The organism is Verrucosispora sp. ts21 (genome assembly GCF_002879555.1).
Taxonomy (GTDB): domain Bacteria; phylum Actinomycetota; class Actinomycetes; order Mycobacteriales; family Micromonosporaceae; genus Micromonospora; species Micromonospora gifhornensis.
The window spans coordinates 25,643-50,696 of sequence record NZ_PNOZ01000008.1; the positions used below are offsets into that span (position 1 = coordinate 25,643).

Annotated in this window: 24 protein-coding genes and 2 pseudogenes; 16 read left to right on the forward strand and 10 right to left on the reverse strand. The window is 70.3% G+C overall.

The window, feature by feature from the left end; translation table 11 throughout:
• Positions 1 to 6: 6 nt before the first annotated feature.
• From C1A38_RS31630 to C1A38_RS31635, 3 genes are all read right to left on the reverse strand, one after another.
• Positions 7 to 717 (reverse strand): AfsR/SARP family transcriptional regulator, encoded by a 711-nt coding sequence (locus C1A38_RS31630; RefSeq protein ID WP_233196634.1) that lies wholly within the window; start codon positions 715 to 717, stop codon positions 7 to 9.
• A 261-nt stretch (positions 718 to 978) separates the two neighbouring features.
• Entirely contained in the window at positions 979 to 2,226 is a 1,248-nt protein-coding gene (locus C1A38_RS05090; protein ID WP_425559838.1) for an IS701 family transposase, read from the reverse strand.
• Between the two features lie 144 nt (positions 2,227 to 2,370).
• A complete protein-coding gene (locus tag C1A38_RS31635; RefSeq protein ID WP_233196635.1) occupies positions 2,371 to 3,123 on the reverse strand; it encodes a transposase in 753 nt (250 codons plus the stop codon).
• Between the two features lie 139 nt (positions 3,124 to 3,262).
• On the opposite strand from C1A38_RS31635, the gene C1A38_RS32355 reads away from it, so the two are divergent.
• Positions 3,263 to 3,655: a hypothetical protein gene (locus tag C1A38_RS32355; RefSeq protein WP_158244846.1), complete on the forward strand. Its 393-nt coding sequence runs from the start codon at positions 3,263 to 3,265 to the stop codon at positions 3,653 to 3,655.
• 254 nt (positions 3,656 to 3,909) lie between these two features.
• Here C1A38_RS32355 and C1A38_RS05105 read toward each other — a convergent pair whose 3' ends face one another.
• From C1A38_RS05105 to C1A38_RS05115, 3 genes are read right to left on the reverse strand one after another with little or no spacing between them, the layout of a single operon-like run.
• Entirely contained in the window at positions 3,910 to 4,554 is a 645-nt protein-coding gene (locus C1A38_RS05105) for an ABC transporter ATP-binding protein (protein ID WP_158244847.1), read from the reverse strand.
• Between the two features lie 5 nt (positions 4,555 to 4,559).
• Positions 4,560 to 4,820 carry a superoxide dismutase gene (locus tag C1A38_RS05110; RefSeq protein WP_102656672.1) on the reverse strand — a complete coding sequence of 87 codons (261 nt, stop codon included), beginning with the start codon at positions 4,818 to 4,820 and terminating at the stop codon, positions 4,560 to 4,562.
• 5 nt (positions 4,821 to 4,825) lie between these two features.
• Positions 4,826 to 5,440, reverse strand: a complete 615-nt coding sequence (locus tag C1A38_RS05115) for a superoxide dismutase (protein WP_102656673.1) — start codon at positions 5,438 to 5,440, stop codon at positions 4,826 to 4,828.
• Between the two features lie 85 nt (positions 5,441 to 5,525).
• Between C1A38_RS05115 and C1A38_RS05120 the strand changes: the two genes are divergently transcribed.
• From C1A38_RS05120 to C1A38_RS05180, 13 genes and pseudogenes are all read left to right on the forward strand, one after another.
• Positions 5,526 to 5,975: a Fur family transcriptional regulator gene (locus tag C1A38_RS05120; RefSeq protein WP_158244848.1), complete on the forward strand. Its 450-nt coding sequence runs from the start codon at positions 5,526 to 5,528 to the stop codon at positions 5,973 to 5,975.
• Positions 5,976 to 6,515: 540 nt separating this feature from the next.
• Positions 6,516 to 6,593, forward strand: a pseudogene (locus C1A38_RS31645) (CGNR zinc finger domain-containing protein); the annotation flags it as partial.
• A gap of 545 nt (positions 6,594 to 7,138) precedes the next feature.
• The gene (locus C1A38_RS05130) at positions 7,139 to 8,182 is read left to right on the forward strand and encodes a prenyltransferase/squalene oxidase repeat-containing protein (protein ID WP_102656675.1); all 1,044 of its coding nucleotides are present in this window, start codon (positions 7,139 to 7,141) and stop codon (positions 8,180 to 8,182) included.
• Between the two features lie 31 nt (positions 8,183 to 8,213).
• A complete protein-coding gene (locus tag C1A38_RS05135; RefSeq protein WP_199180083.1) occupies positions 8,214 to 8,708 on the forward strand; it encodes an SCO2322-related protein in 495 nt (164 codons plus the stop codon).
• A 334-nt stretch (positions 8,709 to 9,042) separates the two neighbouring features.
• Complete coding sequence (locus tag C1A38_RS05140) at positions 9,043 to 10,494, forward strand: prenyltransferase/squalene oxidase repeat-containing protein (RefSeq protein ID WP_102656677.1); 1,452 nt, start codon at positions 9,043 to 9,045, stop codon at positions 10,492 to 10,494.
• On the forward strand, positions 10,491 to 11,426 hold the full coding sequence (locus C1A38_RS31090; RefSeq protein WP_102656678.1) for an SCO2322-related protein: 936 nt from the start codon (positions 10,491 to 10,493) through the stop codon (positions 11,424 to 11,426). Before C1A38_RS05140 ends, C1A38_RS31090 begins: the two co-directional genes overlap by 4 nt.
• Positions 11,419 to 12,663, forward strand: a complete 1,245-nt coding sequence (locus C1A38_RS05150; protein WP_102656679.1) for a CbiQ family ECF transporter T component — start codon at positions 11,419 to 11,421, stop codon at positions 12,661 to 12,663. Before C1A38_RS31090 ends, C1A38_RS05150 begins: the two co-directional genes overlap by 8 nt.
• A complete protein-coding gene (locus C1A38_RS05155) occupies positions 12,660 to 14,291 on the forward strand; it encodes an ABC transporter ATP-binding protein (RefSeq protein WP_102656680.1) in 1,632 nt (543 codons plus the stop codon). The genes C1A38_RS05150 and C1A38_RS05155 overlap by 4 nt, the downstream gene beginning before the upstream one ends.
• Complete coding sequence (locus C1A38_RS05160; protein ID WP_102656681.1) at positions 14,288 to 15,208, forward strand: ECF transporter S component; 921 nt, start codon at positions 14,288 to 14,290, stop codon at positions 15,206 to 15,208. Before C1A38_RS05155 ends, C1A38_RS05160 begins: the two co-directional genes overlap by 4 nt.
• Positions 15,209 to 15,498: 290 nt before the next feature.
• A complete protein-coding gene (locus C1A38_RS05165; protein ID WP_013289120.1) occupies positions 15,499 to 15,792 on the forward strand; it encodes a transposase in 294 nt (97 codons plus the stop codon).
• A complete protein-coding gene (locus C1A38_RS05170; protein WP_102656682.1) occupies positions 15,789 to 16,529 on the forward strand; it encodes an IS3 family transposase in 741 nt (246 codons plus the stop codon). Before C1A38_RS05165 ends, C1A38_RS05170 begins: the two co-directional genes overlap by 4 nt.
• Before the next feature lie 256 nt (positions 16,530 to 16,785).
• Positions 16,786 to 17,835: an IS110 family RNA-guided transposase gene (locus tag C1A38_RS05175; RefSeq protein ID WP_102656683.1), complete on the forward strand. Its 1,050-nt coding sequence runs from the start codon at positions 16,786 to 16,788 to the stop codon at positions 17,833 to 17,835.
• A gap of 16 nt (positions 17,836 to 17,851) precedes the next feature.
• Positions 17,852 to 18,088 (forward strand): IS3 family transposase, encoded by a 237-nt coding sequence (locus C1A38_RS05180; RefSeq protein WP_033663699.1) that lies wholly within the window; start codon positions 17,852 to 17,854, stop codon positions 18,086 to 18,088.
• An 89-nt stretch (positions 18,089 to 18,177) separates the two neighbouring features.
• Here C1A38_RS05180 and C1A38_RS32550 read toward each other — a convergent pair.
• From C1A38_RS32550 to C1A38_RS30670, 4 genes and pseudogenes are all read right to left on the reverse strand, one after another.
• Positions 18,178 to 18,618, reverse strand: a pseudogene (locus C1A38_RS32550) (IS982 family transposase); the annotation flags it as partial.
• Between the two features lie 151 nt (positions 18,619 to 18,769).
• The gene (locus tag C1A38_RS05190) at positions 18,770 to 19,780 is read right to left on the reverse strand and encodes a mechanosensitive ion channel family protein (RefSeq protein ID WP_102656684.1); all 1,011 of its coding nucleotides are present in this window, start codon (positions 19,778 to 19,780) and stop codon (positions 18,770 to 18,772) included.
• A gap of 2,117 nt (positions 19,781 to 21,897) precedes the next feature.
• A complete protein-coding gene (locus C1A38_RS05195; protein ID WP_102656685.1) occupies positions 21,898 to 22,665 on the reverse strand; it encodes a hypothetical protein in 768 nt (255 codons plus the stop codon).
• Complete coding sequence (locus tag C1A38_RS30670) at positions 22,662 to 23,333, reverse strand: hypothetical protein (RefSeq protein ID WP_146017439.1); 672 nt, start codon at positions 23,331 to 23,333, stop codon at positions 22,662 to 22,664. Before C1A38_RS30670 ends, C1A38_RS05195 begins: the two co-directional genes overlap by 4 nt.
• A gap of 607 nt (positions 23,334 to 23,940) precedes the next feature.
• On the opposite strand from C1A38_RS30670, the gene C1A38_RS05205 reads away from it, so the two are divergent.
• On the forward strand, positions 23,941 to 24,696 hold the full coding sequence (locus C1A38_RS05205; RefSeq protein ID WP_102656687.1) for a DUF1345 domain-containing protein: 756 nt from the start codon (positions 23,941 to 23,943) through the stop codon (positions 24,694 to 24,696).
• A 131-nt stretch (positions 24,697 to 24,827) separates the two neighbouring features.
• Positions 24,828 to 25,004, forward strand: coding sequence for a hypothetical protein (locus C1A38_RS31095; protein WP_158244849.1), 177 nt, complete (start codon positions 24,828 to 24,830; stop codon positions 25,002 to 25,004).
• Positions 25,005 to 25,054: the final 50 nt, after the last annotated feature.

Sequence of the window (25,054 nt, forward strand, 5' to 3'; positions counted from 1 at the left end):
CGGCGTTCACCGCCGTTCCTCCCGGCCGTCGCCGGCAGCCCCGTCCGGAGGCATCGGTTCGACGGTCAGCGCCGCACCCGCGTCGCGGAGCAGCTGCGCCTGCCGCTCCCATTCGGCGCGCTGATCCGCCGGAATGGTTGCGCGTTCGGTCAGTGACGCGGTGAAGGCGTCACCGAGCGCCCGGCCGTGCCAGGAGTGGGTCGCCGCCGTGCGCAGGTCGGCCTCGCCGCGCAGGACGGTGCGGGCCAGGGAATCCTCGGCCCATTCGGCGAAGTTACCGACCACGAGGCCGTTGCGGATGCCGGCGAGCACGGGACCCCGGAACAGCCCGACCGCGTGGCGCAGCGGGACCAGGGCCGCCTCCGGGTCGGTTTCCAGCAACGACCTGCCCAGCGCGTGCATCCGCTGCAACTCGACAGCATCGACGAGGTTCTCGTCGACCTCCATCTGGTAGCCCTGCGGCTTCGTGTGCAGCACCGCTGCGCCGGGGCGCGGGCTCGGGATCTGCTTGCGGATCTGCGAAACGTAGACGTGCAGCGCGGTGCGGGCGTGGCGGGGAGGGTTCTCGCCCCACAGCTCAGCGATGAGTTCGTCGGTGGTGACGGTGTGGTTGGCCCGGATGAGGAGCGTGGCGAACAGCGTTTCCACCTTCGGCGCGGTAATCGTGCGAGGTGCGGGATCGGCGATCCGCAATGCTCCGAGCAACTGGTAGCGCATGGTTTCCTCCGCAGGTCGGCGGCCACCGTATTCTGGCCGCTCACCGTTGCCGGGGACATCAGAGAAATTGCGTACGGACCCGGGGTGCGCGGTGACAGCTGCAGCCAGGACGAGACGTTCCTGCGAGGACGGCAACCGGTGGGGTGGGCAGTCGAGCGACGCCCGAGCAGCGGACGGCAGGGGTCGGGCTGAGGCGACCCACGGTGTGGGTACTACCGCCGTAGACGTGACGGGCATGGCTAACCGGCTAGTACTCCAACGTCACTTCGCCTGTCTGCGCTGGTAGTGGGATCGGCGGGCTCGGGCTTGGGATGTTCGTCGCCAGACCGACCAGTGCAGGATGTGCTCTGGTGGGAGCGTCACGGCGAGGACGAAGGCGTTGAAGAGGTGGCGGATCTCGGCGACGGTCAGCGGAATGATCTCTGGGTCGGTGTCGGGCTGCCGCGCGGCGAGAATGGTCAGGACGGCGAGGGCGAGCATGGCCAAGGTGATGTGGCGGTGCCAGCCGGTCCAGCCTCGGACCTGGTAGTGGTCCAGGCCGACTTGGCCTTTGCCGGTCTGGAACAGCTCCTCAATGCTCCAGCGGGAACCAGCGACGGTGACGAGGGTGTGTAGCGGCGCCGGGCGGGGTGACCAGCACAGATAGAAGGCCAGCTCACCGGTACTGCGGTTGCGGCGGATCAGCAGACATCGATGCTCACCGGGGCTGGTGGCGGTGGTGATCCAGGCCCACAGGTACTCGCGTGGTCCTTTCGCCCCGGGTCCGCAGCTGTGCTGCTGCCACTCGCGGCTGGGGATCCGGTCGGCGAGGTCGTCGACGCGGATGAGGGTGCGGCCGTCGTTGACGTCCACGCGTCGGTCGCAGCCGACGGCCAGGACGTAGCCGATCCCGCGGTGTTCGAGGTCAGCGCGCAGTCCGGGGTCGGCGCCGTAGACCTCGTCGCCGGTAACCCACCCGAACGGGACTCCGGCGTCCAGGGCGGCGGCGATCATCTGCCGGGCCAGCGCAGGCTTCGTGGCGAACCCGACCTGGTCGGGGACGCCGGCGGCGGTGAGGCGGTCGGGCTGCTGACACCAGGTCGTCTCGGGTAGGTAGAGCCGACGGTCGATCATCGCCCGCCCGTGCGGGGCGATGTAGGCCAGGAACACCCCGACCTGGCTGTTCTCGATCCGACCGGCGGTGCCGGTGTACTGCCGCTGCACCCCGACCGAGGACAGGCCCTTCTTCAGGAAGCCGGTCTCGTCGCAGGCCAGCACCGCGTCAGGGTGCCCGAGCTGTTCGATCAGCCAGGCCCGAACGTCGTCGCGGACGGAGTCGGCGTCCCACACCGCCGTGCGCAGCAGCCGCTGCATCGCCTGCGGATCGTCGTGACCCGCCCGCTCCGCCAGGGACCAGCACGTCTTGCGTTCCACGCCCGACAGCAGTCCTTCCACGAACTGCCCGACGGTTCGACGGGGCTCAGCCCGCACGAACCGGTCAGCGACACGCGTTACCGCCTCGTCCAGGATCACCCGCCATCCGGCAGGGTCTACGCTGTGGCACGCGGCCACCGCACGATCTTCGATTGTCCTCACAAACCATCGATGATCAACGCGGTGGCCGTCTTCATACCCGCGCCACGCCCAACGCCGAACCCAAGTGACGTTGGAGTACTAGTCGTAGAGTCGTGGTCCTTTGGCGCCGTCGCCGCAGCTGCGGCGCTTCCATGCCAGGGTGGGCGCGTTGGCGGCGAGGACGTCCAGGCGGGAGTTGCCGACCGTGGTGGGGACCCGCTGGTTGCGGGGCACGGCCAGGACGTAGCCGATGCGCTGTTGCTGCAACCACGTCCGGAATTTCGAGTCCTGCCCGTATGCCTCGTCCGCGGTGACCCACTTCGCTAACAGGCCGGCGGCGATGGCACGTTCAATCATCCGCAGGCCCAGCGTGGGCTTTGTGGCGAACTCGACGCTCGTGGCGATGCCGGCTTCAGCGCGGCGAGCGGGGTCGTCGCACCAGCCGCGGGGCAGATACAACTCCCGGTCGACGGGGATCCGGACGCGACGGCCGAGTTGCTGCGCCGCGCCGACATGCTCCTGCAGGCCCTGCGGATGACGGACCCCGATCCCGGCGGGACGGCCGCGGTGGCCCGCTACATCGGGACCGCGCGGTTGCTCGCTGGCCGGGACAATCCCCCGATCGACGGCACGACGGCCGACATCGCGTGGCTGCTCCGGCAGACCGGTCACCGCGATGAGGCTGTCGACTTCGCCGAACACGGTCTGGCCAACCTGCGAACCGAGTTCGATGGTCGCAAGGTCATATATGCGACCGAGAGCGTCCAGCTGCTCGACATGATCAAGGTGGCCCATATCCGGCTCGTCGCGCTGCTGCTCATGGATGCCATCGACCGCGGCGCCGAGGACCAAGCCGGCGAGCTGGTCGAGGAGCTGACCACGCTCGACGTCTCCGGGGTCAGACCGGACTGCTGGGCCGAGGCCGCGTGCGCGGTTGCCCTCGCATTTCGGCGTTTTCCTGCTCCTGCCGGACCTTCCTCGGACCGGGCGAGTGGTGGGCATCGCGTCTGCAGTGATGGGTGCGCTCGTCGCCGAGGGGGATCTGCGCTGGTTCGCAGTGGTTGGGCCGCTGCTTGCGGCGTTGCCGGAGGATGAAGCAATACTGGCCTGGGCAAGCGGTCGTCGGTTCGAATCCGGCCGTCCCGACAAAGAGGAAGCCCTGACCAGCGGAAACGCGGTCAGGGCTTCGACTTTCTTCTATGATGTTTTGAACCGTCCCCCGAAAACCCCCCGTTTACCGGGTGCGGCATTCAAGTTTGTCATCGGTGTGCATCGTTGGGTGTGGGGATGTGTGTTGCCGGTTGGGGTGGGCGGCGAGGCGTTGCAGGACGTCGGAGACGTCTGGGACTTGGACGGGTTTGGCGGATGTAGTAGGTGGTGGTGACCTCTTCGCTGGAGTGGCCAAGTTGTGCGGCGGCGCTCTTTCGTTGATGAGGGTGGCGACGGTTTGCGGAAGGTGTGTGGGGTGTCCGCGGCGGCAGTTTGCGGGCCATGAGCATGCCGACGGCGGACCGAGTTACTCAAAGCTCATCCGCTCACCCACCAGCGCCGCCTGATCAGCGACTGATCCCGCGAAGAGGGAATGGGCCTATCCGCTCGGCACGGCTGATGGCCCCGCGTGCTGACGCGCGGCGGCAATCAGGTCCGCCGGGTAGCCGGGTTCGGGCGGGCGATGATTTCGCCGGGGGTGCCCTGCTGGACCGGCACCCCTTCGTGCAGCACGATGATCTGGTCGCAGTTCTGCACGGCCTCACCGAGGTCGTGGGTGATGAACAGGACGGCCAGGCCGATGCCGTCGGCGAGGTGGCGCAGGGTCGCGGCGATGCCGGCCCGGGTGGAGACATCCAGCATGGAGGTGGCCTCGTCGGCGATCAACAGCACCGGATCACCGGCAAGGGCGCGGGCGATGGCGACTCGTTGCCGCTGTCCACCCGACAGCTGATCGGGACGTTTGTCGACCAGGTCGGTAGGGAGTCCGGCCAGGTCGAGGGCTCGGCTGATCCGGGTCGGGTGCAGGTGGCGGGGGGTACCGGCGATCCGCAACGGCTCCGCGACGAGGTCCGCGACCGTCATCGCCGGGTGCAGGGCACCGTATGGGTCCTGGGCGACGAAGCCGAGCCGGTGTCGTACGGCGCGCAGTCGCCGTCCCCGCAGGCGGGTCAGGTTGGTTCCGGCGACCTCGACCCGAGCGCCTCGCCCGGGCGCTGCCGGTGCGGCGGGAGGGCAGGCGTGACAGGCGGTGATCCGGTCGGTGCCGCCGGCGACACCCGACCGGATCACCACCCCGGTCAGTTGTCCGGCGGTGTCGCGGTGGCGGCGACGAGCAGGGACAGCTCTCGGACGAGGTTGTCCAAGGACTGGCCACTCTGCGCGCGGAGCAGTCCGAGGCTCAGGTCCGCCAAGAGGTAGAAACCGAGGGTCTTGGCCTGCTCGGAACTGAACGCGGCGAGGAGTTCCTCGGCACCGCCGAGGTCACCGCGATGCTTGGCCGCGATGACCCCGGCAGCGCGCTGCACCAGTTCCGCCGCGGCCGGGGTGAGGCCGGTCACGCCGGTCAGATCTTCGGCGCGGCGGCGCGGGCGGCATCGAACCGGGCGATCACGTCCGACCAGTTCACCAGGCTCCACAACCGGTCCACGTAGTCCGGTCGCACGTTCTTGTACTGCAGGTAGTAGGCATGCTCCCAGGCGTCGAAGACCAGCAGCGGCGTGGTGCCCTGGCCTACGTTGCCGTGGTGGTCGTAGACCTGTTCCACGATCAGTCGCTGCCCGAGCGGCTCCCAGGCCAGCACGCCCCAGCCGGAACCCTGCACACCCTTGGTCGCCGCCGACAACTGGCCGGCGAACGCCTCGAACGAGCCGAAGTGCTCGTCGAGCGCCGCTGCCAACTCGCCGTCGGGGCGGTCACCGCCGTCTGGGGACAGGTTGCCCCAGAAGATCGAGTGCAGCACGTGACCCGAGAGGTTGAACGCGAACGTCTTCTCCAGGCCGACCAGCGTGCCGAAGTCGCCCTTGGCGCGGGCTTCGGCGAGCTGCTCCAGACCGTCGTTGGCGCCCTTGACGTACGCGGCGTGGTGCTTGTCGTGGTGCAGTTCCAGGATCTGTCCCGACATCGCCGGCTCCAGCGCGCCGTAGTCGTAGGGCAGGTCGGGCAGGGTGTAGACAGCCATCAGAGTTCCTCCAGGGTTGCTGCCAAGATGATGCTCTTGCCACTATCTTGCAATAGAAGCGGTGATGGCGCGGCGAGGAGGGCGGTTGACCACATCGAAGACCGACCGCGTGAACGCCGCGGTGCGGCGGCTGCGTCGCGCCGGCCTACGTAACACCGCCGCCCGACGAGGAGTGCTCGACCAACTCGCCCATGCGGTAGGCGGCCGCGGGCACCTCACCGTGACCGAGTTGCACCACGCGCTGCTCGCCCATGGTGTGGCCGTGGAACTGTCGACAGTGCATCCGGTGCTGCGGCAACTGGTCGAGTGGGGCACCGCGCACACCGTGCCGGTCGGCCGAACGACCACGCTCGGTCTCGCCGACGACGCGCACCACCACGCCGTCTGTGGCGCCTGCGGCGACATGCGGCAGTCGCCCGAAGCGGTCGACGCGAGCCTCGCCACCGCACGCGCCGTCGGGCCAGATCTGCCCGCCCAGCCCGGCGGTGTCGTCGTCTACGGACGGTGCGCGGGGTGCCGGACAGCGACCCGATAAGGGCACAACCCGTCGGCGTACGGTCGGCCCCGACGACGGTGGGATCAGAGCGCCCACCCCGTGCCCGCGGCGCCGGCACGGGCAACCGCAGCGGGCTGGCCGACAGCTATCGACTCGCCCTGCGGGCGATGGCACTGGCCAACGCACGGCTCGACGATCTCACCGACGCGCGGACGCTGCTGGCCGACCATCCCCCACTGTCCGCCGTCGTGGACACCGACCTGCACAGGCTGCAGGTGGTCGGACATCGCCTGCGTCAGGTGTTCCAGAGCGTGACGGCAGGCGGCGAGCGGGAGGCGGTGGACGAGCTCAAAGCCCTGCTGGCCCGGTACCGATTCCGGCCAATGATCTCCGGCACCTCGGCGGTCGACTGGCCGTGCACGTCGCCACACCTGGCACACCGCGCTCGGTCGAGTACGTCGCCGCCGCCGTGTGGGGACTCGCCGTGTGGCTGTGTGAACGGGGTATCGACCGGCTCGGCGTCTCGCGGAACCACGGTGCCCGACCGCGTTCCTCGACGACAGCAGCAACCGATGCCGCCGGTTCTGCTCCGACCGGTGCGCCACCCGCCACCACGTCCGCGCCCACCGCGCCAGACACCGCGCCACCCAGCCCTGACCACTGCCCAGGGAAGCCGGTCGATGGTCACGGCGCAGCCGGTGGAATGAGGAGCTTTACCGAGTGTGGCGACCCAGGTAATCGGGAGCCGAGCCCGATCCGGACTGAGCTTCCCCATCCGCACCCGGACGAGGCCGACCTTTACGCAGACCTGCTCACCGACCGGTATGCTCCGGGGATCGATGGTTGTTCTTAATCCCTTGTGGCGGTCACGTCGGATGGCTGATCCGGCTGGAGGGGGTCCCCACCCGTCACGGTGACATACGGTGCGTGTCTGGTCGCGGATTGACAGCGGCTGTGGGGTGGACGAGACTGGCGCGACAATTGAACAGCCGCGTGTGCGTGCGGGGGAAGTCCGGTCGAAGTCCGGCGCTGGCCCGCAACGGTGGGCCGCCAGGGGTATCCCTGGTGGCGAGCCCGAATACCTGCCGTGCCCGCGAGTCCTGCTCCTCACCCGTCGTGGCCCACGGGTCGGAGGCCGGCCAGTCGCGCCCTCGCCGGGCGGGCCGGGTTCTGATGACCGCCGGGCCGGAAAGGCGCTTCCGATGGTCGTCCGCCTGAGCCGGCACCGCCTGCTCGCCCTGTTCTGCGGCGTACTCGCCGCTCTCACCCTGGCCACCCCGGCGGTCGCCGCGCCCACTCAGGTGGGTGCCGTCCGGCCGGATGCGGCCGCTGGTTGGCTGGCCCGCCAACTCGTTGACGGGGAACGTTTCGAGACCGTCTTCGACGGCGTCGCGTACCCGGACCAGGGGCTGACCCTCGACGCGGTCTTCGCGTTCGCTGCCGCCGGTGCCGCCGACGACTTCGGCGCCCAGGCCCTGGCCTGGGTCACCCGACCGGGCGTTCGCGACGGGTACATCGGCGACGGAGTCACCGAGGCGTACGCGGGTGCGACCGCCAAGCTTGCCCTCGCGGTCGCGGTGCGCGGCGGTGACCCGACTGACGTCGGCGGTGTGGATCTCATCGCCCGGCTGCGCTCGCTCCAGTCGCCCAGTGGCCGTTTCACCGACCTGTCGGCGTGGGGTGATTTCAGCAACGCGTTCAGCCAGTCGTTCGCCATCCTCGCGTTGGACCGGACCACGCAGGGCGTGCCGGCGGCCGCCGCCGGGTGGCTGGCCGGCACGCGGTGCCCCGACGGCGGCTATCCGCTGCTGGCGGCGCAGCCGGTCTGTGTCTCCGATGTGGATGCCACCGCCGTCGTGGTGCAGGCGTTGCGTGCCGCCGGCCGGTCGGCCGACGCCGCTGCGGGGCTGCGCTGGCTGGTTTCCGTGCAGCGCGTCGACGGCGGTTTCGCCAGCGCGGGCGGGGTCGCGAATGCGAACAGCACCGGGTTGGCGGCGCAGGCGCTGCGCGACGGGGGTCGGCCGGTGGCCTGGCTGCGGGCCCGGCTCTTCCTGGCCGGACTACAGGTCGGCTGCGCCGCGCCGGTGGCCGACCGGGGAGCGGTTGATTTCGACGGTGGGGTCTTCGACCCGGCGACCGCCACCCGCGCCACCGCCCAGGCCGTGCTCGGCCTGACCGGCACCGGATATGCCCGGCTCACCACGGCCACCGCGTCTCCCGGTGCCCCCATCCTGCGCTGCCGCTGACGGTCCAGACAGCGCCCGTCCCCTCGAAGGAGTGTCCATGTCCTTTGTCCAGATTCCCGTCCGTAGGTGGCTCGCCGGTGTGCTGGCCACCGCCGTAGTCGCTCTCGGACTGATCGCTGTCGAACCGTCCCCGCGGGCTGCGCAGGCCGCCGCGTGCACCGGGACGTCCGGTGTCACCGTGGTGGTCGACTACGGTCCGCTCGGTGGCGGCGTCCAGGTGGCGTGTGCTCTCGGTGACCCGGCCACCGGGCTTGCCGCGCTGCAGGGCGCCGGCTTCACGGTGACCGGAACGCAGCGGTGGGGCCTGGGGTTCGTCTGTCGGATCAACGGTCAACCGACCGCCGCGACTGAGCCCTGCGTCAACACCCCGCCGGCCAGCGCGTATTGGTCGTACTGGCACGCCTCGGGCAGCGGCGCCGCCTGGACGTACAGCACGCTGGGGGCGACGAGTTACAACCCGGCGCCGGGCACGGTCGAGGGATGGTCCTTCGGTGCCGGTGTGGCACCCAGCATCACCGCCCCCTGACCTGCAGATCGGGCTGATGAGCCGCTGACGCCTGCCGGGTGTCGACGCCGTCTGGCACCGTAGGGTGACCGCACGGTACGGTGTCGACACCCGGTGTGCCGGGCACACAACTGAATGCGTCCCGTTCGGGGGGAAGCCGGTAAAAGCCGGCGCTGACCCGCAACCGTGAGCGAGCCCTGTCTCGCGAGCCGGAATGCCCCGAATCGGACGAGCGGCTTCCACTGTCGAGGTCTACAGGGTGAAGTCCGGGCAGCCGACTTTCGGCACGTCGTCGCGACGGCGTTGCCGGTGCCTTCCGGAGCTTTCACCGACCGCTCTGCGAAAGGCACCCCTGATGCCCACATCCCCGCTCCGGCGCGTCGGCGCCGGTCTCGGCGTCGCCGTCGTCACGGCGCTCGCCATCGTCGTCGCCACACCCCCTTCTGGGGTGGCCGCCTCCTCTGCGGCCCACAGCGCTGCCGCGCGTGACGCCGCAGCCTGGCTCGCCGGCGAGTACGCCGACGGTGTCCTGCCCGGGCCGTTCGGTGGTGCCGACTGGGGCCTCACCATCGACGGCATGCTCGCCCTGGCCGCCACCGGCGTCGACCCGTCGACCCGGCAGGCGGCGACCGCGCAGATCGCCGCGAACGTGCGCTCCTACAACAGCTACGACGACTGGGGCATCGAGGGCTTCACCGACGGTGGCGCCACCGCGAAGTTGCTCTATGCGGCCTCCGCCGCCGGCGCCGATCCGACCGACTTCGGTGGCTGGGACCTACGGGCGGAAACCCTGGCGCTGGTCTCCGGGGCGCACACCGGTCACCAGCACGGTCGGATCACCAGCCGCACCACCGACGAGTCCGGCCAGGACCCGTCCAACACCTTCGATCAGAGCTTCGCGGTCCTCGGTCTGGCCCGCAGCGGCGGCGCACCGCAGGAGACGGTCGACTTCCTGGTCCGGCAGCAGTGCGCGGCCGGTGGGTTTCGGCTGTACCCGGATGCTGCGGGCGCACCGTCGCCGTCCTGCGACGCCGAGAGCAACGCCACGCTCGATGTCGATTCGACCGCGATGGCCGTCCAGGCGCTGCTGGCCGCGGGTGCCGACGACGCGGCGGGACGCGGCGCGGACTGGCTGGTGGCACAGCAACGCGCCGACGGGTCCTTCGGTGGGTCCGGGCCGACCAGCGGCGCGAACTCCAACAGTACCGGCCTCGCCGGTCAGGCACTCGCCGCGGCCGGTCGCGACACCGAGGCCACCCGGGCCGCCCAGGCCCTGGCAGCGCTGCAGCTCACCGGAGCCAACGGTGGTGCCGCTACGGCTGACGCAGGAGCCATCGCCTACGACACCGGCGCGCTGACCGAGGCGGTCGACGAGGGCATCGCCGGCAACCTTCGGGACCAGTGGCGTCGCGCTACCGCCCAGGCGCTGCTCGGCCTGGCCCAGGTGCCGCTCGGCCGGATCGGTCTCGATCCGCCGCCCACCGGCGGCCCTACCCCGTCGACCAGCGCGTCGCCCACGCCCACCGGCTCGCCCGCACCGTCCGCGTCACCGACGCCGACCGACGCGCCGACCGCCAGCCCGACGCCGAGCGCGTCGCCGAGCGACACGCCGACCGCCGGCCCGACGCCGAGTGACACGCCGTCCACGCCTGTCGCCACGCCGACCGTGAGCACCAGCCCGGTCGCGGGCGGACCGGGACGCCTGCCGACCACCGGCGTGGCCATCGGCGGGTACGTGCTCACCGCGCTGCTGCTCGTCGGCGGGGGAGCGGTGCTGCTGGTGCTGGGCCGCCGGCGGGCCACATGAGCAGCCGGGCGGTCCGTGCGGCAGTGGTGCTCGCGGTGACCGCCGCGAGCACGGCCGTCGGGGCGGCTCCGGCCCAGGCCGCCGGCCGCGCCGGTCATTGTCCGGACGCCGACGGGGTGACCGTGGTGGTCGACTTCAAGGAGCTCGGCGGTGGGGTGGTGGTCCGCTGCGCCCCGGGCGACCAGGCCACCGGCCTTGCCGCGCTGAAGAGCGCCGGCTTCCAGATCACCGGCACCCTGCGCTGGGGCGAGGGCTTCATCTGCCGGATCGAGGGTAAACCCTCGGCCGCGACGGAGAAGTGCGTGGACACCCCGCCGGCCAGCGCCTACTGGTCGTACTGGCACGCGCCGGACGGCGGTGCCTGGACGTACAGCGACAAGGGGGTCCTCAACCGCAAGCCCCCGGCGGGCAGCTTCGAAGGCTGGTCGTTCTCGCTGAACCGCAGCGCCGACAATGCGCCGCGACCCGCGGTGGCACCGAACCGGCCGGCACCGCCGCGCACCACACCACCGGCACCGCCGCCGCCCCGCACCTCGGCACCGGCCCCGCCACCACCCGCACCTACCCCACCAGCACCGGGCAACCCGCCACCCGCCCTCCCGCCACCGACCGCGGACGCACCCGTGGCACCCGGCGTCGGCACCCCGACCGGTGCAGGTGGTACGCCCGCCGCCTCGGTCCCGGTCGCGCCGACCGGCGACCCGTCGGGCCCTGCGCCGCAGGTGCCGCCGACGGCGAGCGTCGTTCCGCCCCTGGGCGCCGCCCCCGTGCCGTCGACCGACCCGACGGGCTCGCTCCCGCCGGTCGAGGTGACCGGGGCCCGGGACGGCGACGGTCTGCCGCTGGGCACCCTGGCCGGGCTGTTCCTGCTGGTGGCACTGGTCGGCGGCGGTGTCCTCGCGGCCCGTCGTCGGCGTACCCCGGATGACTGACCGGGCCGTCGTCGACAGCGGACCGCCCGCCCGGGTGTCGGCGTGGTCCGGGGCCCGGTCCGTCCGGGCCGGCCGGCTACCGCGCAGCCTGCACCCGGGCGCGTGGTGGTGCTGGGCGCTGGGGCTGGCCACCGCCGCCAGCCACACCACGAACCCGCTGCCGCTGGCGATGATCGTCGCCGCGGCCGCGCTGGTGGTGGTCCGTCGTCGCGGCGACGCCCCCTGGGCGCTGGCGTTCCGGATGTACCTGGTGCTCGGTGCGGTGATCGTGGCGATGCGGGTGCTGTTCCGCCTCGTCTTCGGCGGTGGTCAGGGCGACCACGTCCTGCTCCACCTGCCGGAGATCCCGCTGCCCGCCTGGGCGGCCGGTATCCGGCTGTTCGGTCCCGTCGCCGCCGAACAACTCCTCGGCGGCTTCTACGACGGGCTGCGGCTGGCCACGATGCTGATCTGCCTCGGTGCCGCCAACGCCCTGGCCAACCCGAAGCGGCTACTCAAGGCCGTACCCGGCGCCCTGTACGCGGTCAGCACGGCGGTGGTGGTCGCCCTGTCGGTCGCCCCGCAACTGGTCGAGAGCGTGCTGCGGGTACGCCGCGCCCGCCGACTGCGCGGTGCTGCCGGGCACGGCCTGCGCGCCCTGCGGGGCATCGCCCTGCCGGTGCTGGCCGACGCCCTGGACCGGTCCCTCGCCCTGGCGGCGGCGATGGACTCGCGGGGTTACGGACGCACCGCCGCCGTACCGGCCGGTCAGCGTGCACTCACCGGCGCCCTGGTGCTCGCCGGGCTGGTCGGTGTCTGCGTCGGCACGTACGGCCTGCTCGACGCGACCGTGCCCGGCTACCTCGGTCTGCCGATGCTGGTCGCCGGCCTGGCCACGGCAGTGGCCGGAATGCTGCTGGCCGGGCGTCAGGTGCGGCGTAGCCGCTACCGCCCCGACCGGTGGCGGCTGGCCGAGCTGGCCGTCGCCGGGTGCGGCCTGGCCACTGCTGCGGTGATGACGATGGCCGGCACGGTGGATCCGGAGCGGCTCTACCCGCCGGTCAGCCCGCTCACCTGGCCGGAGTTGACGCCCCTGGTGGTGCTCGCGGTGCTGGTGGCGGTGGCACCGGCCTGGCTGGCCCCACCGGCGCCGACGGCGAACCCCGCCCCGCGACCGCTGCCCGTGCCACCGGCGGCGAGCGGCCGTACCGACCACACGTCGCCTCGCGACACCGCCCAGCCGGAGGCGCACCGATGATCGACTTCGACCGGGTCACCGTCCGGTACGCCGAGAGCCCCGAGCCGATGCTGCGCGACGTCCGCCTGCACATCCCGGAGGGCGAGCTGTGCCTGGTCGCCGGGCGCACCGGAGCCGGCAAGTCGACGCTGCTGCGGGCCATCAACGGCCTGGTGCCGCACTTCACCGGCGGCACCCTGTACGGCACCGTCACCGTGCACGGCCGGGACACCCGGGCACATCCGCCGCGTGACCTGGCCGACGTCGTCGGCGTGGTCGGTCAGGACCCGCTCGCCGGCTTCGTCACCGACACCGTCGAGGAGGAACTCGCCTACGGCATGGAACAACTCGCGCTGCCCGCGCCGGTCATGCGCAAGCGCGTCGAGGAGACCCTCGACCTGCTCGGCATCGCCGAGCTGCGGGACCGTCCGCTGCGGACGCTCTCCGGCGGGCAGCAGCAGCGGGTCGCCATCGGCGCGGTCCTCACCAGCCATCCGCAGGTGCTGGTGCTCGACGAACCGACCTCGGCGCTGGACCCGACCGCCGCCGAGGACGTCCTGGCCGCCGTCACCCGCCTGGTCCACGACCTCGGCGTCACCGTGGTGGTGGCCGAGCACCGACTCGAACGCGTCGTGCAGTACGCCGACCGGCTGCTCTACCTGCCCGGTGACGGCACTGTCGTCGACGGGCCACCGGACGCCGTGCTCGCCGGCATCGAGCTGGCCCCGCCGTTGATCGAGTTGGGCCGCGTCGCCGGCTGGACACCCCTGCCGCTCTCCGTCCGCGACGCCCGGCGTCGTGCGGGCGACCTCCGGCAGCGGCTCGCCGACGCGTCGCCCCCACCGGCCGCGCCGGTGCCGGACGGCGTACCGGCGCTGACCGCGCGGGGCGTCGTGGTGCGGTACCCGGGCACGGTGGCGGTGCGCGGCGTCGACCTCGACCTACACCCGGGACAGGTCGTCGCGCTGATGGGCCGCAACGGCTCCGGGAAGTCGAGCCTGCTCTGGGCAGTGCAGGGCAGCGGCCCACGCCAGAGCGGCACGGTGACCGTGCCCGGCCCGGACGGCGACACCGATCCGAAGGCGCTGCCCGCCGCGCAGGCCCGACGCCGGGTCGGACTGGTCCCGCAGACCCCCGGCGACCTGCTCTATCTGGAGACGGTGGCGGCCGAGTGCGCCCAGGCCGACCGGGAGTCCGAGGTGCCCGACGGGACCTGCCGGGAGTTGCTGGACCACCTCACCCCCGGGCTGCCGGCCGACCGGCACCCACGGGACCTGTCGGAGGGGCAGCGGCTGGCCCTCGCGCTCGCGGTCCAGCTCACCGCCGCCCCGCCGGTGGTCCTGCTCGACGAGCCGACTCGGGGGCTGGACTACCGGGCCAAGCGGCAGTTCGCCACCGTGGTCCGCCGGTTGGCCGCGCAGGGTCGGGCGGTCGTGGTCGCCACCCATGACGTCGAACTCGTCGCCATCCTCGCCGACCGGGTCGTGGTGATGGCTCAGGGCGAGATCGTCGCCGACGGTACTGCCGCCGAGGTCATGCTCGCCTCACCGGCGTTCGCGCCCCAGGTCGCCAAGGTCCTGGCCCCGCAGTCCTGGCTGACGGTGGACCAGGTCACCACGGCGCTGACCCGAACCGAGGTGCCGCGATGAGCGTGCTGCGGGTCGCCCCGCGCACCGCCGTCATCCTGACCCTGGCCTCCGTCGCCGCGCTCGCCACCTTCACCTGGCCGTTCTTCGTCCCCGCCCAACCTGAGAGCATGGCCCGCACCACCGAGGCGCCGCTGGTCTTCATTGTCGTCCTACCGATCCTGCTCGCGCTCGTTCTGGCCGAACTCAGCTCCGGCGGCATCGACAGCAAAGCCCTGGCGATGCTCGGCGTACTCGCCGCCGTCAACGCCGCCCTACGCCCGCTCGGCGCCGGCACCGCCGGCATCGAAACGGTGTTCTTCCTGCTCGTGCTCGCCGGCCGGGTCTTCGGACCCGGGTTCGGTTTCCTGCTGGGTGCCATCTCGCTGTTCGCCTCCGCGCTGCTCACCGCCGGGGTCGGACCCTGGCTGCCGTTCCAGATGCTGGCCGCGGCCTGGCTGGGGCTCGGCGCGGGGTTGCTGCCGTCCCGGCTGCGGGGGCGGGCCGAGATCGCCGTGCTGGCCGGGTACGGCGCGGTCGCCGCCTACGCGTACGGGCTGCTGATGAACCTCTGGTTCTGGCCGTTCAGCGTCGGCGCGGACACTCAACTCTCCTACGTCGCCGGTGCACCGGTGCTGGAGAACCTGCACCGCTTCGCGGTCTTCACCGCCGTCACCTCCACCTTCGGCTGGGACACCGGCCGGGCGGTCACCACCGCCGTCGCCATCGTCCTGGTCGGACCGGCTGTCCTGGCCGCGCTGCGCCGAGCCGCCCGCCGGGCCGCGTTCGACGCCCCGGTCACCTTCGCCGCACCATCGGCACCTGGGCCTGTGCCGATCACGCCCGCAGAGGATGGTGGTTGCGGTGTGCGCCCGCAGGGCAGCGGACAGCAGGTTCCGGCGGTCGACCCTCATCTTCCGCCACAGACGCCCTTCCCATAGCGACGCACTCGCGAACGGGTAACCGGACAGGGTGCCATGTTCACCGCCCACCTGACGCGAGCTCGAGTAACACTGCGCTGCGACACGCTCGACACACCAATTGGTGTTACACCCTTTCTGCAGTGCCCTCACGTGGGGCCAGTCGTAGCTGGTTCGCCTACCAATCCATCGTGGTCGAGGCAAGAGGGCACCCAGCGGAAGTTCGGGACCACACCGCAGCGGTGAGTGAAGTGACCCCCTGAGACTGGACACCTCCTGACTTGGCATCCTGCTGAGGAGGAGGAAACGCTGTGGCTCGACAGAGCAAGTACCCCGAGGAGTTCCGCCGTCAGGCTGCGGCGTTGGTGCTCGACTCCGGTCGGACTATTCGGGATGTGGGTCGGGAGTTGGGCGTCAACCACGAGACGCTGCGCAACTGGGTCGATCGGATGCGGCAGGAACGTGACGGCGGCCGGCCGAGCGATCTGGCCGCTGACGAGCGGGCCGAACTGGTGCGTTTGCGGCGGCAGGTCGCCCAGTTGGAGCTGGAGAAAGAGATCTTGAAAAAAGCCGCGGTCTTCTTCGCACGCGAGACGGAGCGGTGAATCGTACCGACGTGTACCGGTTCATCGACGCGGAGAAGACCATCTACCCGGTCCGTCTGCTCTGCCGACTTCTCGGCGTCGGGCACAGCGGTTTCTACGACTGGCTTCGGCAGGGACATCAGCGCGCTGTTGAGCGGAAACGCCACGACCAGCAGCGCGTCGAGATCACCCGGCAGGCGTGGTCAGAGCACCGCGGCGTCTACGGCGCCCGCCGGCTCACCGCTGAGTTGCACGAGCGCGGCCACCGGTGGAACCGCAAGGCGGTGGCCCGGCTGATGCGGCTGGCCGGGATCGAGGGCGCCCACCGCCGGCGGCGCGGTAAGCCCCGCCGCAAGGCCGCGTCAACGGCAACCGCGCCGGACCTGGTCCAGCGGCAGTTCACCGCTGCGGCACCGAACCGGTTGTGGGTCGCGGACATCTCCTACCTGCGCACCTGGGAAGGCTTTCTCTACCTCGCTGTGGTGGTCGATGCCTACTCCCGAAGAGTCGTCGGGTGGGCGATGGCCGACCATCTACGCACCGAGCTGATCCTCGACGCGGTCGGCATGGCCATCCAGCATCGTCGGCCCGCCCGCGATCAGCTCATTCACCATTCGGATCGCGGGACGCAGTACACGTCGTTCGAGTTCGGCCGAACCCTGCGTTCCTGCGGCGTCCTCGCGTCGATGGGCTCGGTCGCCGACTGCTACGACACTCAGTCCAGCATGGTGGGGAGGAACGTCGTCCCGGTGGCCTGACCCGTCATACGAGTGGCCCCGGATCGGTCGTGCGGCCATGATGGTCGTGGGCGTCGCCTCGGGGCTTGACCCGAGTTACGAGTGGCCCTTCGGGTGCCGACGCGTTGATCTGTCGGCCTTGGGGCGGCGTTCCTCGCCGCGATCGCGGCCACGCCCGCTGTGACCCGATAGGGGCGTTGACCTGCATGTTGAGTGTCCTGTCCACGGACTGGCCGACGGTCGCAATCCCCCGGTCAGCTCGTGTGGAAGGACCCCCATGGCAGCAGCATCCGTGATCACCCTCGGCGTCGACACCCACAAGGATCTGCACGTCGCGGTCACCCTCGACGCACTCGGCCGGCGCCTCGGCATAGCCAGCTTTCCCACCGACGACGCCCACCACGCTGACCTGTGGCAGTGGGTCGCCGGGTTCGGGCAGCTCGCCCAAGCTGGCGTGGAGGGCACCGGCAGCTACGGCTACCGGCTTGCCCAGTTCCTGACCGGCCGCGGCATCACCGTGTTCGAGGTCAACCGACCCGACCGCGCTGCCCGGCGTCGCCGAGGCAAGTCCGACCCCGTCGACGCCGAGAACGCCGCCCGCGCGGTTCTCTCCGGCGACGCAACCGCCACCCCCAAGACTCGCACCGGACCAGCCGGACAACTGCGGGCTCTACTGGTTGCCCGGCGCAGCGCGACCAAATCACGCACCCAAGCCGAACTGCAGCTACGCAGCCTCATCCTCGAACTCGACGATGACCAGCGCGCCCAGCTGGACCGCCGGCGCACCGACCACCTCGCCGCCGCCTGCGCCACGCTGACCGGCGCCGACGGCATCAGCCTCGCCCTGGCCTCGCTGGCCCGCCGCTGGCAGTTCCTCGACACCGAGGTCCGCGCGAACACCGCCCAGGTCGAGGCGATCGTCCGCCAGACCGCTCCCCGGCTGCAAAACCAGCCCGGCATCGGGCCGATCACCGCAGCCCAACTCCTCGCGACCGCTGGCGACAACCCCGACCGGCTGAGCAGCGAGGCCGCATTCGCCGCGCTCTGCGGCGTCAGCCCGGTCGAGCACTCCAGCGGCAAAACCCAACGCCACCGACTCAACCTCGGTGGTGACCGCGCCGCCAACAGCGCACTATGGACGATCGCCAACAACCGCCTCATGCATGATCCGCGCATCCGCGAGTACGCAGCACGCCGCACGGCGCTCGGTTCCAGCCGCAAAGAGATCCTGCGCCTGCTCAAGCGCTACATCGCCCGCCAAGTCTTCACCGAGATCCGCCGCGCCCTCACCCCACCGAAGATCAACCACACCCGTGACTTGACATAGGGGCATCAACGCCCTGATGGAGAACTTCTGGTCGACGTTGAAGATCGAACTGGTCTACCGCAACTCCTGGCGAACCCGCGACGAAGCGGAGAACGCGATCTTCACCTACATCGATGGCTGGTACAACACCCGCCGCATCCAGAAGGACCTCGGCTGGCGATCCCCAGACGAGTACGAAACCGCCTGGCACACCCACCAGGCACGACAGGACCAGACGGCTATCGTTCAGCCTGAGCCCACCGGCGCCAGGTAACCAACCCTCCGGCAAACCGGGGGAACCTCAACCCTGACAACCTTGCGGTCTGCGCGCCGCATGTCTTGATGATCTCCTCGAAGGCGTGTGGCAGGCGTTACCTGCCGCAGACGCAGACCCCAAGAGAACCGCGAGTGCGAAGCGCAGTAGCCGCACGCACCCGGCCCGCCCCGCCAGAGCCGACCGTTTCACCGTCGGCCTCGACCGAGCGCATTCCACCGGCGTGGAGTCGACCACCCACGTCGTGTCCGACCACATGTCGGTGTCTGCGGCGACCGCCCGGATAGCGCTCTTGAGCAGCGGCAACGCCGCCTGTGGCGCTTGTTGTAGCCGGACTGTCCGGGCAGGTACGGAAACGCCTCGGGCAGATGCCCGGGAACGAACCGCAGCCACCCGGCCTCGGAATGCACGCCGAGCAGCACCTGCGCGACAGTCAGAGTGAGCAACTCGGCATCGGAAAGCTTCGGTGGCCTACCGGTCCTTCGAGGCCGCCCGAGCCAGTCATCGATCTTCACGTACAGTGCGGTCAGAAGGTTCCTGGCGGCGAGTGCCCGGTTCTGGGGAAGATGTGGCTCAGGTCGACGCCCATCGCCGCCTCCCGTCCCCGTCGGCTGGTCCCTAGTCCCCGGTAGGCGCCAACTCATTCATCGGCGCCCGGGACGACCACGCCCGACCTGCCGGTCAGGGCTGGTACTGGCTGCGGGTGCGGGGTAGCCACTGGGGGTGCTGGTCGCGCAGGTAGCGGATCAGTCCCTCGCGTAGGTCGCAGCGCAGGTCCCAGGCGCTGGCGCCGTCCGCGGCCGAGGCCTGCACCTGGATGACCACGGTTTGCGGGGTGGCGTCGACCATCTGGAGCACCCACCGGTCTCGATCCCACAGCGGTGAGGACTCGACCAGTCGGCGTGCCTCTCGGCGCAGGTCGTCCAGGTCGGCGGTGTGGTCGACATGTAGCTGGATCTTGCCGATGACCCGCGACTCGTTCCGGGTCCAGTTCTGGAACGGCCGCTCGGTGAAGTACGTGGTCGGCAGGATGAGCATCCGTTCGTCCCAGAGTCGGATCACCACGTTGGTCAGCTTCACCTCCTCGACCCGGCCCCATTCGCCGTTCACCACCAGCACGTCGCCGACGTGCAGCCCGTCGGCGAAGGCGACCTGGATGCCGGCGAACGCGTTGCCGAGCGCAGTTCGGGCGGAGAGGCCGATCACCGCGCCGACCACCCCGGCCGAGGTCAGAATGGAGATGCCGACGAGGCGTATCGGCCGGAAGGTGATCAGGATCAGGCCGACTGCGAGGACCGTGACAACGGCCACCGTGAGCCGCCGCATCGGGCGAATCTGGGTCCGGGCCCGCCGGACCCGGCGGCTCGTGGCCAAATCGCTCGGCAGCAGGCTGAACGCGACCGCTTCGGAAACGTTCACTGCCCTGATCGCCAGCCACGCACTGACGCCTATCAGGATCAGCAGGATGGCGTGCCGCAGATAACGCTGCCACTCGGCCGGTCCGGGCGGCAGCGCGTAGTGCAGTGCCCCGACCAGCAGGACCGCGGCCGCCGGGCGGCGGCAGGCCTGCCGCAGCGGCTCCAGCAGCCACTTGTAGCGGCCAAGGGCACCCCAACGGATCAGCACGGCGGAGACCAGGTCCACGACCACGGCCGCCGCCAGCGCGGCCAACACGATCAGCGCGGTACGCATCAGAAGCCGTTCACCGTGATCTTGATGCCGCCTCTCCTGGCTCGCGACCGCACTCCCTGTGTACCCCGCAGGCGTGCCCGCGTTCAGGGTGTCATCAGATTCGGCGGCAAAGCGGCGGATATCGGGAATGCCGGACGGCCGTCACCGACGTCCGGCGGCTGCCGAATGTTCGGCCTGCCCGCAGGCTTCCTACGAGCCGGCGCAGGATGCGTGATTCGGCACCCTATGGCCGGTCGCCGACCTGCCGTGGCGCCTCATGCCAGCGCTATCAGCTGCTCTTGGGCGTGCCGGACCATGCGGTGCCCTCCCCCAGGGGCTGCGCGCGGCCGAGCGCTGGCTGTCCGGGGCAGGGGACGCGGCGCTGGCGGCGTACTTCGCGGGCGAGCCCGCGCCCGCCGAGGCACCGCACGACGAGCGTTGGCTAATCGCCGACTCGCATTACTGCGGCCGGGTGCTGTCGGGCCGGGTGCAGGACGCGGGCAAGGTGAACGCGGCCCACATGCAAGATATAGACGGGCACGGTTGTGTTCGGTCCGCCGAGCGGTCTCTGCGGCCTCATCCCTGGCCGTGACAGACGCACCGATCTGCCGCCGACCGCGTGCCGCGGACGGTGACTGCTCCCGAGGCCACCCAGCGTCCGGACGTGCCGAATAGCGGATGTCCGATCTTGGCAAGTTCCTCGGACCCCAATCCTGTGCCTTGGCGGGCACCGGTGACGGTGACGACAGTTCCATGGTGGCGGTACGGCGTCCTCCCAGTAGGGCGACCTCACGGGGTGCAGTGCGGCCGGAGCCCCGCTCGGCTGGCTATGACGGACGAACAGGGCTCCACGAGGACGGCCATACTGGCCCTACCTGTGCTGATCTTGCCCGCGTTGAGTAACGGTGTGTGAAACGTTGAGGTCGTCGGTGCTGCCACTGGGAACTGCACGCTTCTGGCCGAGATGAGGGAGGCGTTCGTGTGGTGAGTCACCGCAGTGCTGCTGCGAGTTCGGCGGCGTTGTCGAACGCGGGTGCCGCTCTTTCGGATTCGTCTTCCGTGAGCGTGACGGACTGGACGCGGGTCGGCATCTCGGCCGCAGAGCCGGGTGGCAGCAGCTGGTGGCGGTGGGGTCTGGGCGGATCTCCGGCCCGAGCGGCCTGGCAAAGGATGAAGAAGATTGTCCAGCAGCCCGCCGCTGAGGCAGGTCACGGCGCGGCTGGTAGGGCCACAGGGGCAACATCAGCAGAGCTGATCGAAATCTGTCGTGGTGCGTAGTAGCACTTTGTTAGGTTTGTTCGGTGTATCGCTTTCAGGGCGGTTCACCCCTATTCTGGACCAGGGAGGGCTTGCCCGAGTGTGGGTGGGGTCAGGGTTTATCGACTCCGGCGGCGGTGCCCGCGGGCCCGATAGCGGTGCAGATGATGGAAGGCCCGCCGTCCGTGTCCGTCTTGAGGAGCTCGGCGAACCGAGCAAGTTCGGCATTTTTCGTCGGAGCCGTCCGCTCGAAAGCATGGGCGGCCCGGGTGCCGGGTACCCACCGGGCATGGGTAGCCACAAGCGCAACAAGCATGACAGCGGCGGCGTGTCGGCGCGGGGCCGCCGGCACCCGGGCAGCGGAGCGCGGGGCCGGCAAGGGGCCACCGTGGAGCACTCGCCGGACCAGCGGCACGAGCACACCGCAACCGGATCGGCCGGCACCGAGCGCGACCATGGTCGGTCGAAGGCGGCCGGGGAGGGGCGGGTTAACCGCCAGGGTACGGCCTGACCCGCTGTTACCTCTCTTCCGCGCGTTCGTCGGTCAGTTCCCGGGACTCCCTCTCGCGGAACAGTCCCCAGCGCACAATCCCGGGGCGTTGCCGGTAGCTGCGGACCAGCTCCATCGCTTTCATGAACTCCGGCTGCCGCTCGGGAGGAGGCACGCCGAGGCCACCGTCACCAGCACCGCGGCGTCGGCCACCAGCCCCAGACGAAGGCGCCGGCGGCCTGCTGACGGCGAAAGTCACGTGGTAGATCGCCAGGCTCGGCCGCCGGGGTTGGTGTAAGCCCGGCGGAAGGTGCGGGCATGGCGGGCGCGATACCTCGCTGGTGGGGTCGAGGCACTGGGGGCGGGCGTGCGGCGATGTGAGTCGCCGCCCTCAGGCGGCGCCCGTACCGGTGAAGGTTGCGATCGCGAGAAGGCCGGAGTAGGCGGCCAGGCCGGCGGTGAACCAGGTGAGGCTGGAGTGACGCTCGGGTGTTAGTTCGTCGACGAAGACGTTGAGCAGGATCCCGCCGCCCAGGAACGCGGTGAGCAGGTTCATCAGCAGGCCGGTCGGCTGGGCGACGACAGCGGCCAGCCAGCCGGTGCCGGCACCGGCGACGAGGACGAGGCGCCACCGGGTGGTGAGGCTGACCGGAAAGTGCTGGGCCAGCACGCCGTCGGTGGCCAGCACGTGCAGCCCCATGGCGACGGCGAACAGCACCGCCGGCCCGAGCCCGGCGTGCAGCTTGGTCGCCAGGGTGTACGTGATCAGCCCGCTGTAGAGGGCGAAGAAGCCGAGTTGGAACGCGAAGACCACCCGGGTTGGCTCCTGCTTGTGGCCGCTTGAGCGATGGGTGGCGCGTTCCAGCACGTAGAACGTGAAAAAGCCGATCAGCGCCACGAAGAACAGGATGAATCCGCGCGCCGGGGTGACGTCGACCTTTTCCTCTAGCACGTGGGCCACGGCCTGGTTGCCCTCGGCGAGGCGCGGCAGCAGGTATAGGAAGACGTACGCTGCGGCGATGCCGCCACCGAGCGAGGCCACCGCGTGGGTGGGCACCGGCAGCCTCCGGCGGATGTACGGTGCGAGCAGGTGAAGTGCCCCCAGAACGAACGCCATCACCAGCGTCGCCCACAGGCTGCCCGCCGGGGTCAGTGTCACCGGAGCGTGCGAGGGTCAATGCCGCCGGCACTTCGTCGGCGACTGGCGCTCACCCATCGACTACTAACGTTAAGCCACCCGCACCCTGGAGGCTGCGCGGGCGGGTAAAGATGTTGCTCGGCCAGGTTATCCAGGAAGGTCTGGCAGTATCCGACGATCCGGGCGAACTCGTCGAGATCCGTCTCGTCCTCCCCAGGGCGGTCCACGCCCCAGTTGCCGGCTGCGTCAGTCAAGCTCTGCCAGCGGCGACGCGCGTCGTCGGCGTCCAGCGGACGGCGCAGGCACCGGGGGTCGCGCATCAGGAAGCCGATGGCGTATTGGTCGATGGAGTGCTGAAGACGAAGCTGCAGTTCGCGCCCCTGCACACGGGCATATGGGCGGCGTCCGTGGAGATGCACCACCGTGCCTGCAGACATACCATGGCGGTGCCACGGATGAACGTGTGGAGTGTGGCCGACAGTTCCCTCGCCCGGAAGTAGTAAAGGAACGGGAAGCGCTGGTTCGTCGGCTTGGGTCTGCACCTTACGGGCCGCGTTACTGAGCTGTGAGGTGAGTGGGTAGATCGACAGAACGTAGGTGATGGCTGCGGGCATCAGTCCGAAGCCTGCGGCGGCCTCAACGACCGTGATCAGGCGTAGTGTGTCAACGCCGGCGGCGACAGCCCACATCCGTGACTCCCAATCCGCACCGGAGCCTGCGGCCCGACGATGCGACGTGTCCATGCTGTTGGAACCGTTCCGATTGGCAGCGACGGCCGTGCCGGCTCACTGAAACACGCCGTTGAGCTGGCAGGTCGTCCTCGTACCGCACTGCCGCTCTTCCGCCTCTGGCGCTGCGGTCGCGCGGCGCCTTCGTTTCGTCCGGGCGTACCAAGTGGAGTCCTTCGTGCTGTCCTGGCCTGTCACCGGCAGTCGTGCCGCTGAACACCCATTTTCATCCGGCTCGCGGGTCGCGGATCATCGGATCTTCGCCACGCAGCGCCGCCGTCACCGACGCTACGTCGACTCCCTGCTTTTGATCCGGGCCTACTCGTTCGCCAGCACATTCTCCGCGAAACCGGACTGGTCCGATGGCCATTCCGGGATTCGCCGCAGGCTCCACTGCCCTGACGCAGGCTGTTACTGGCCGGCCAGCCTCCTGCTCGGCACTTCTCCCGTGAGCGCAACCGCCGGATGACTTTGTCCGGCTGCCGGCCGTCTCATCGGCGCCCCGGACGGCGACAGTCTGGCTCTATCGAGCATCGTATGCGGGACCAGCCGCGAGCCGCCTTCGAGCGTGGATCGCCGTCGACTCGCCACCTTCGCGCAGCCCGATCCGGTGATGGCTCCGGGTTTCCGCTGCTCGACCCGGTTGATCCGGAACGCTGAATGGGTGGAGCAGCGATCGGGACGACCGGCGCTGGGACGCCTGCTGTCGGTCAGGCGTGCGCTGTGGTCGTTGGCCGTCGGTGTCGTCGCCGGGGCGGCCGCCGCGCTGGTCGGGGCGCCGGAATTGACGCCGCTGGTGGTCTGGACGATCGCGGCGGGCACGATCCTCGTTTGGGTGTGGCGGGCCTGCTGGTCGGCGAGCCCGAAGCGTACCGAGCAGCTTGCCGAGGCGGAGCGGCACTCCCGTTCCACTGACTCGGCGATCCTGATCGCGTCCGTTGTCAGTCTCGCCGTCGTGGGCGAGGCGCTCGTGCGCGCCTCGAACCAGCAGGACATGGTCGCTGTCACGCTGGTGATCCTCAGCGTCATCGGGGTGGTCTTGGCGTGGGCGCTGGTGAACACGGTCTTCGCGTTGAAGTACGCCCGGCTGTACTACCGCGACAACAGCGGTGGCATCGACTTCAAGCGGAACGATCCACCGGCGTACGCCGACTTCGCGTACATCGCCTTCACGGTCGGCATGTCCTACGCCCCGGGCGAGAACGAACCGACGAGTAACCACATGCGCCGGATCGCGCTCGGGCACGCACTGCTCTCGTACACCTTCGGAACTGGCATCCTGGCCGTCGCCGTCAACCTGGTCACCAACCTGGGCCAGTCGTGATCCACGTGGCATGGCATGCGCCCGCTGCTGGAACGGATCCGCGCGTACCCCGGCCGGGACCCCTCGGGCAGTGGGGCGCGTCGAGGAGATGAAGCTGACCAACGTTTCTGATCCGGCCCTGGGACGACCGGATGCTCAACCTGCTCACCACCTGGTTCACCGAGCACTTCTTGCAGAACTGGATCCGGCACGAGACGCGGGTGATCGGCGAGACCAGGCTCCACGTCGATCAGACCGCCGACCCGGACGACCTCCGCGCCGAGGCGAGGCGGCTCGTCAAAGCGTCACCGCTGTGGGATCGGCATTAGATAGAGGGTGCTGCAGATGGTGGACACGACGCCCGAAGGAGCAGGTCATT

Excerpts from the sequence above, each read along its gene's own strand:
- C1A38_RS31630 (WP_233196634.1), bottom strand. The coding sequence starts at position 717 with ATGCGCTACCAGTTGCTCGGAGCATTGCGGATCGCCGATCCCGCACCT.
- C1A38_RS05115 (WP_102656673.1), bottom strand. The coding sequence starts at position 5,440 with ATGGCTGTCTACACCCTGCCCGACCTGCCCTACGACTACGGCGCGCTG.
- C1A38_RS31090 (WP_102656678.1), top strand. The coding sequence starts at position 10,491 with ATGAGCAGCCGGGCGGTCCGTGCGGCAGTGGTGCTCGCGGTGACCGCC.
- C1A38_RS05140 (WP_102656677.1), top strand. The coding sequence starts at position 9,043 with ATGCCCACATCCCCGCTCCGGCGCGTCGGCGCCGGTCTCGGCGTCGCC.
- C1A38_RS05175 (WP_102656683.1), top strand. The coding sequence starts at position 16,786 with ATGGCAGCAGCATCCGTGATCACCCTCGGCGTCGACACCCACAAGGAT.
- C1A38_RS05130 (WP_102656675.1), top strand. The coding sequence starts at position 7,139 with ATGGTCGTCCGCCTGAGCCGGCACCGCCTGCTCGCCCTGTTCTGCGGC.
- C1A38_RS05155 (WP_102656680.1), top strand. The coding sequence starts at position 12,660 with ATGATCGACTTCGACCGGGTCACCGTCCGGTACGCCGAGAGCCCCGAG.
- C1A38_RS05160 (WP_102656681.1), top strand. The coding sequence starts at position 14,288 with ATGAGCGTGCTGCGGGTCGCCCCGCGCACCGCCGTCATCCTGACCCTG.
- C1A38_RS30670 (WP_146017439.1), bottom strand. The coding sequence starts at position 23,333 with ATGTGGGCTGTCGCCGCCGGCGTTGACACACTACGCCTGATCACGGTC.
- C1A38_RS31095 (WP_158244849.1), top strand. The coding sequence starts at position 24,828 with ATGCTCAACCTGCTCACCACCTGGTTCACCGAGCACTTCTTGCAGAAC.
- C1A38_RS05180 (WP_033663699.1), top strand. The coding sequence starts at position 17,852 with ATGGAGAACTTCTGGTCGACGTTGAAGATCGAACTGGTCTACCGCAAC.
- C1A38_RS05190 (WP_102656684.1), bottom strand. The coding sequence starts at position 19,780 with ATGCGTACCGCGCTGATCGTGTTGGCCGCGCTGGCGGCGGCCGTGGTC.
- C1A38_RS05150 (WP_102656679.1), top strand. The coding sequence starts at position 11,419 with ATGACTGACCGGGCCGTCGTCGACAGCGGACCGCCCGCCCGGGTGTCG.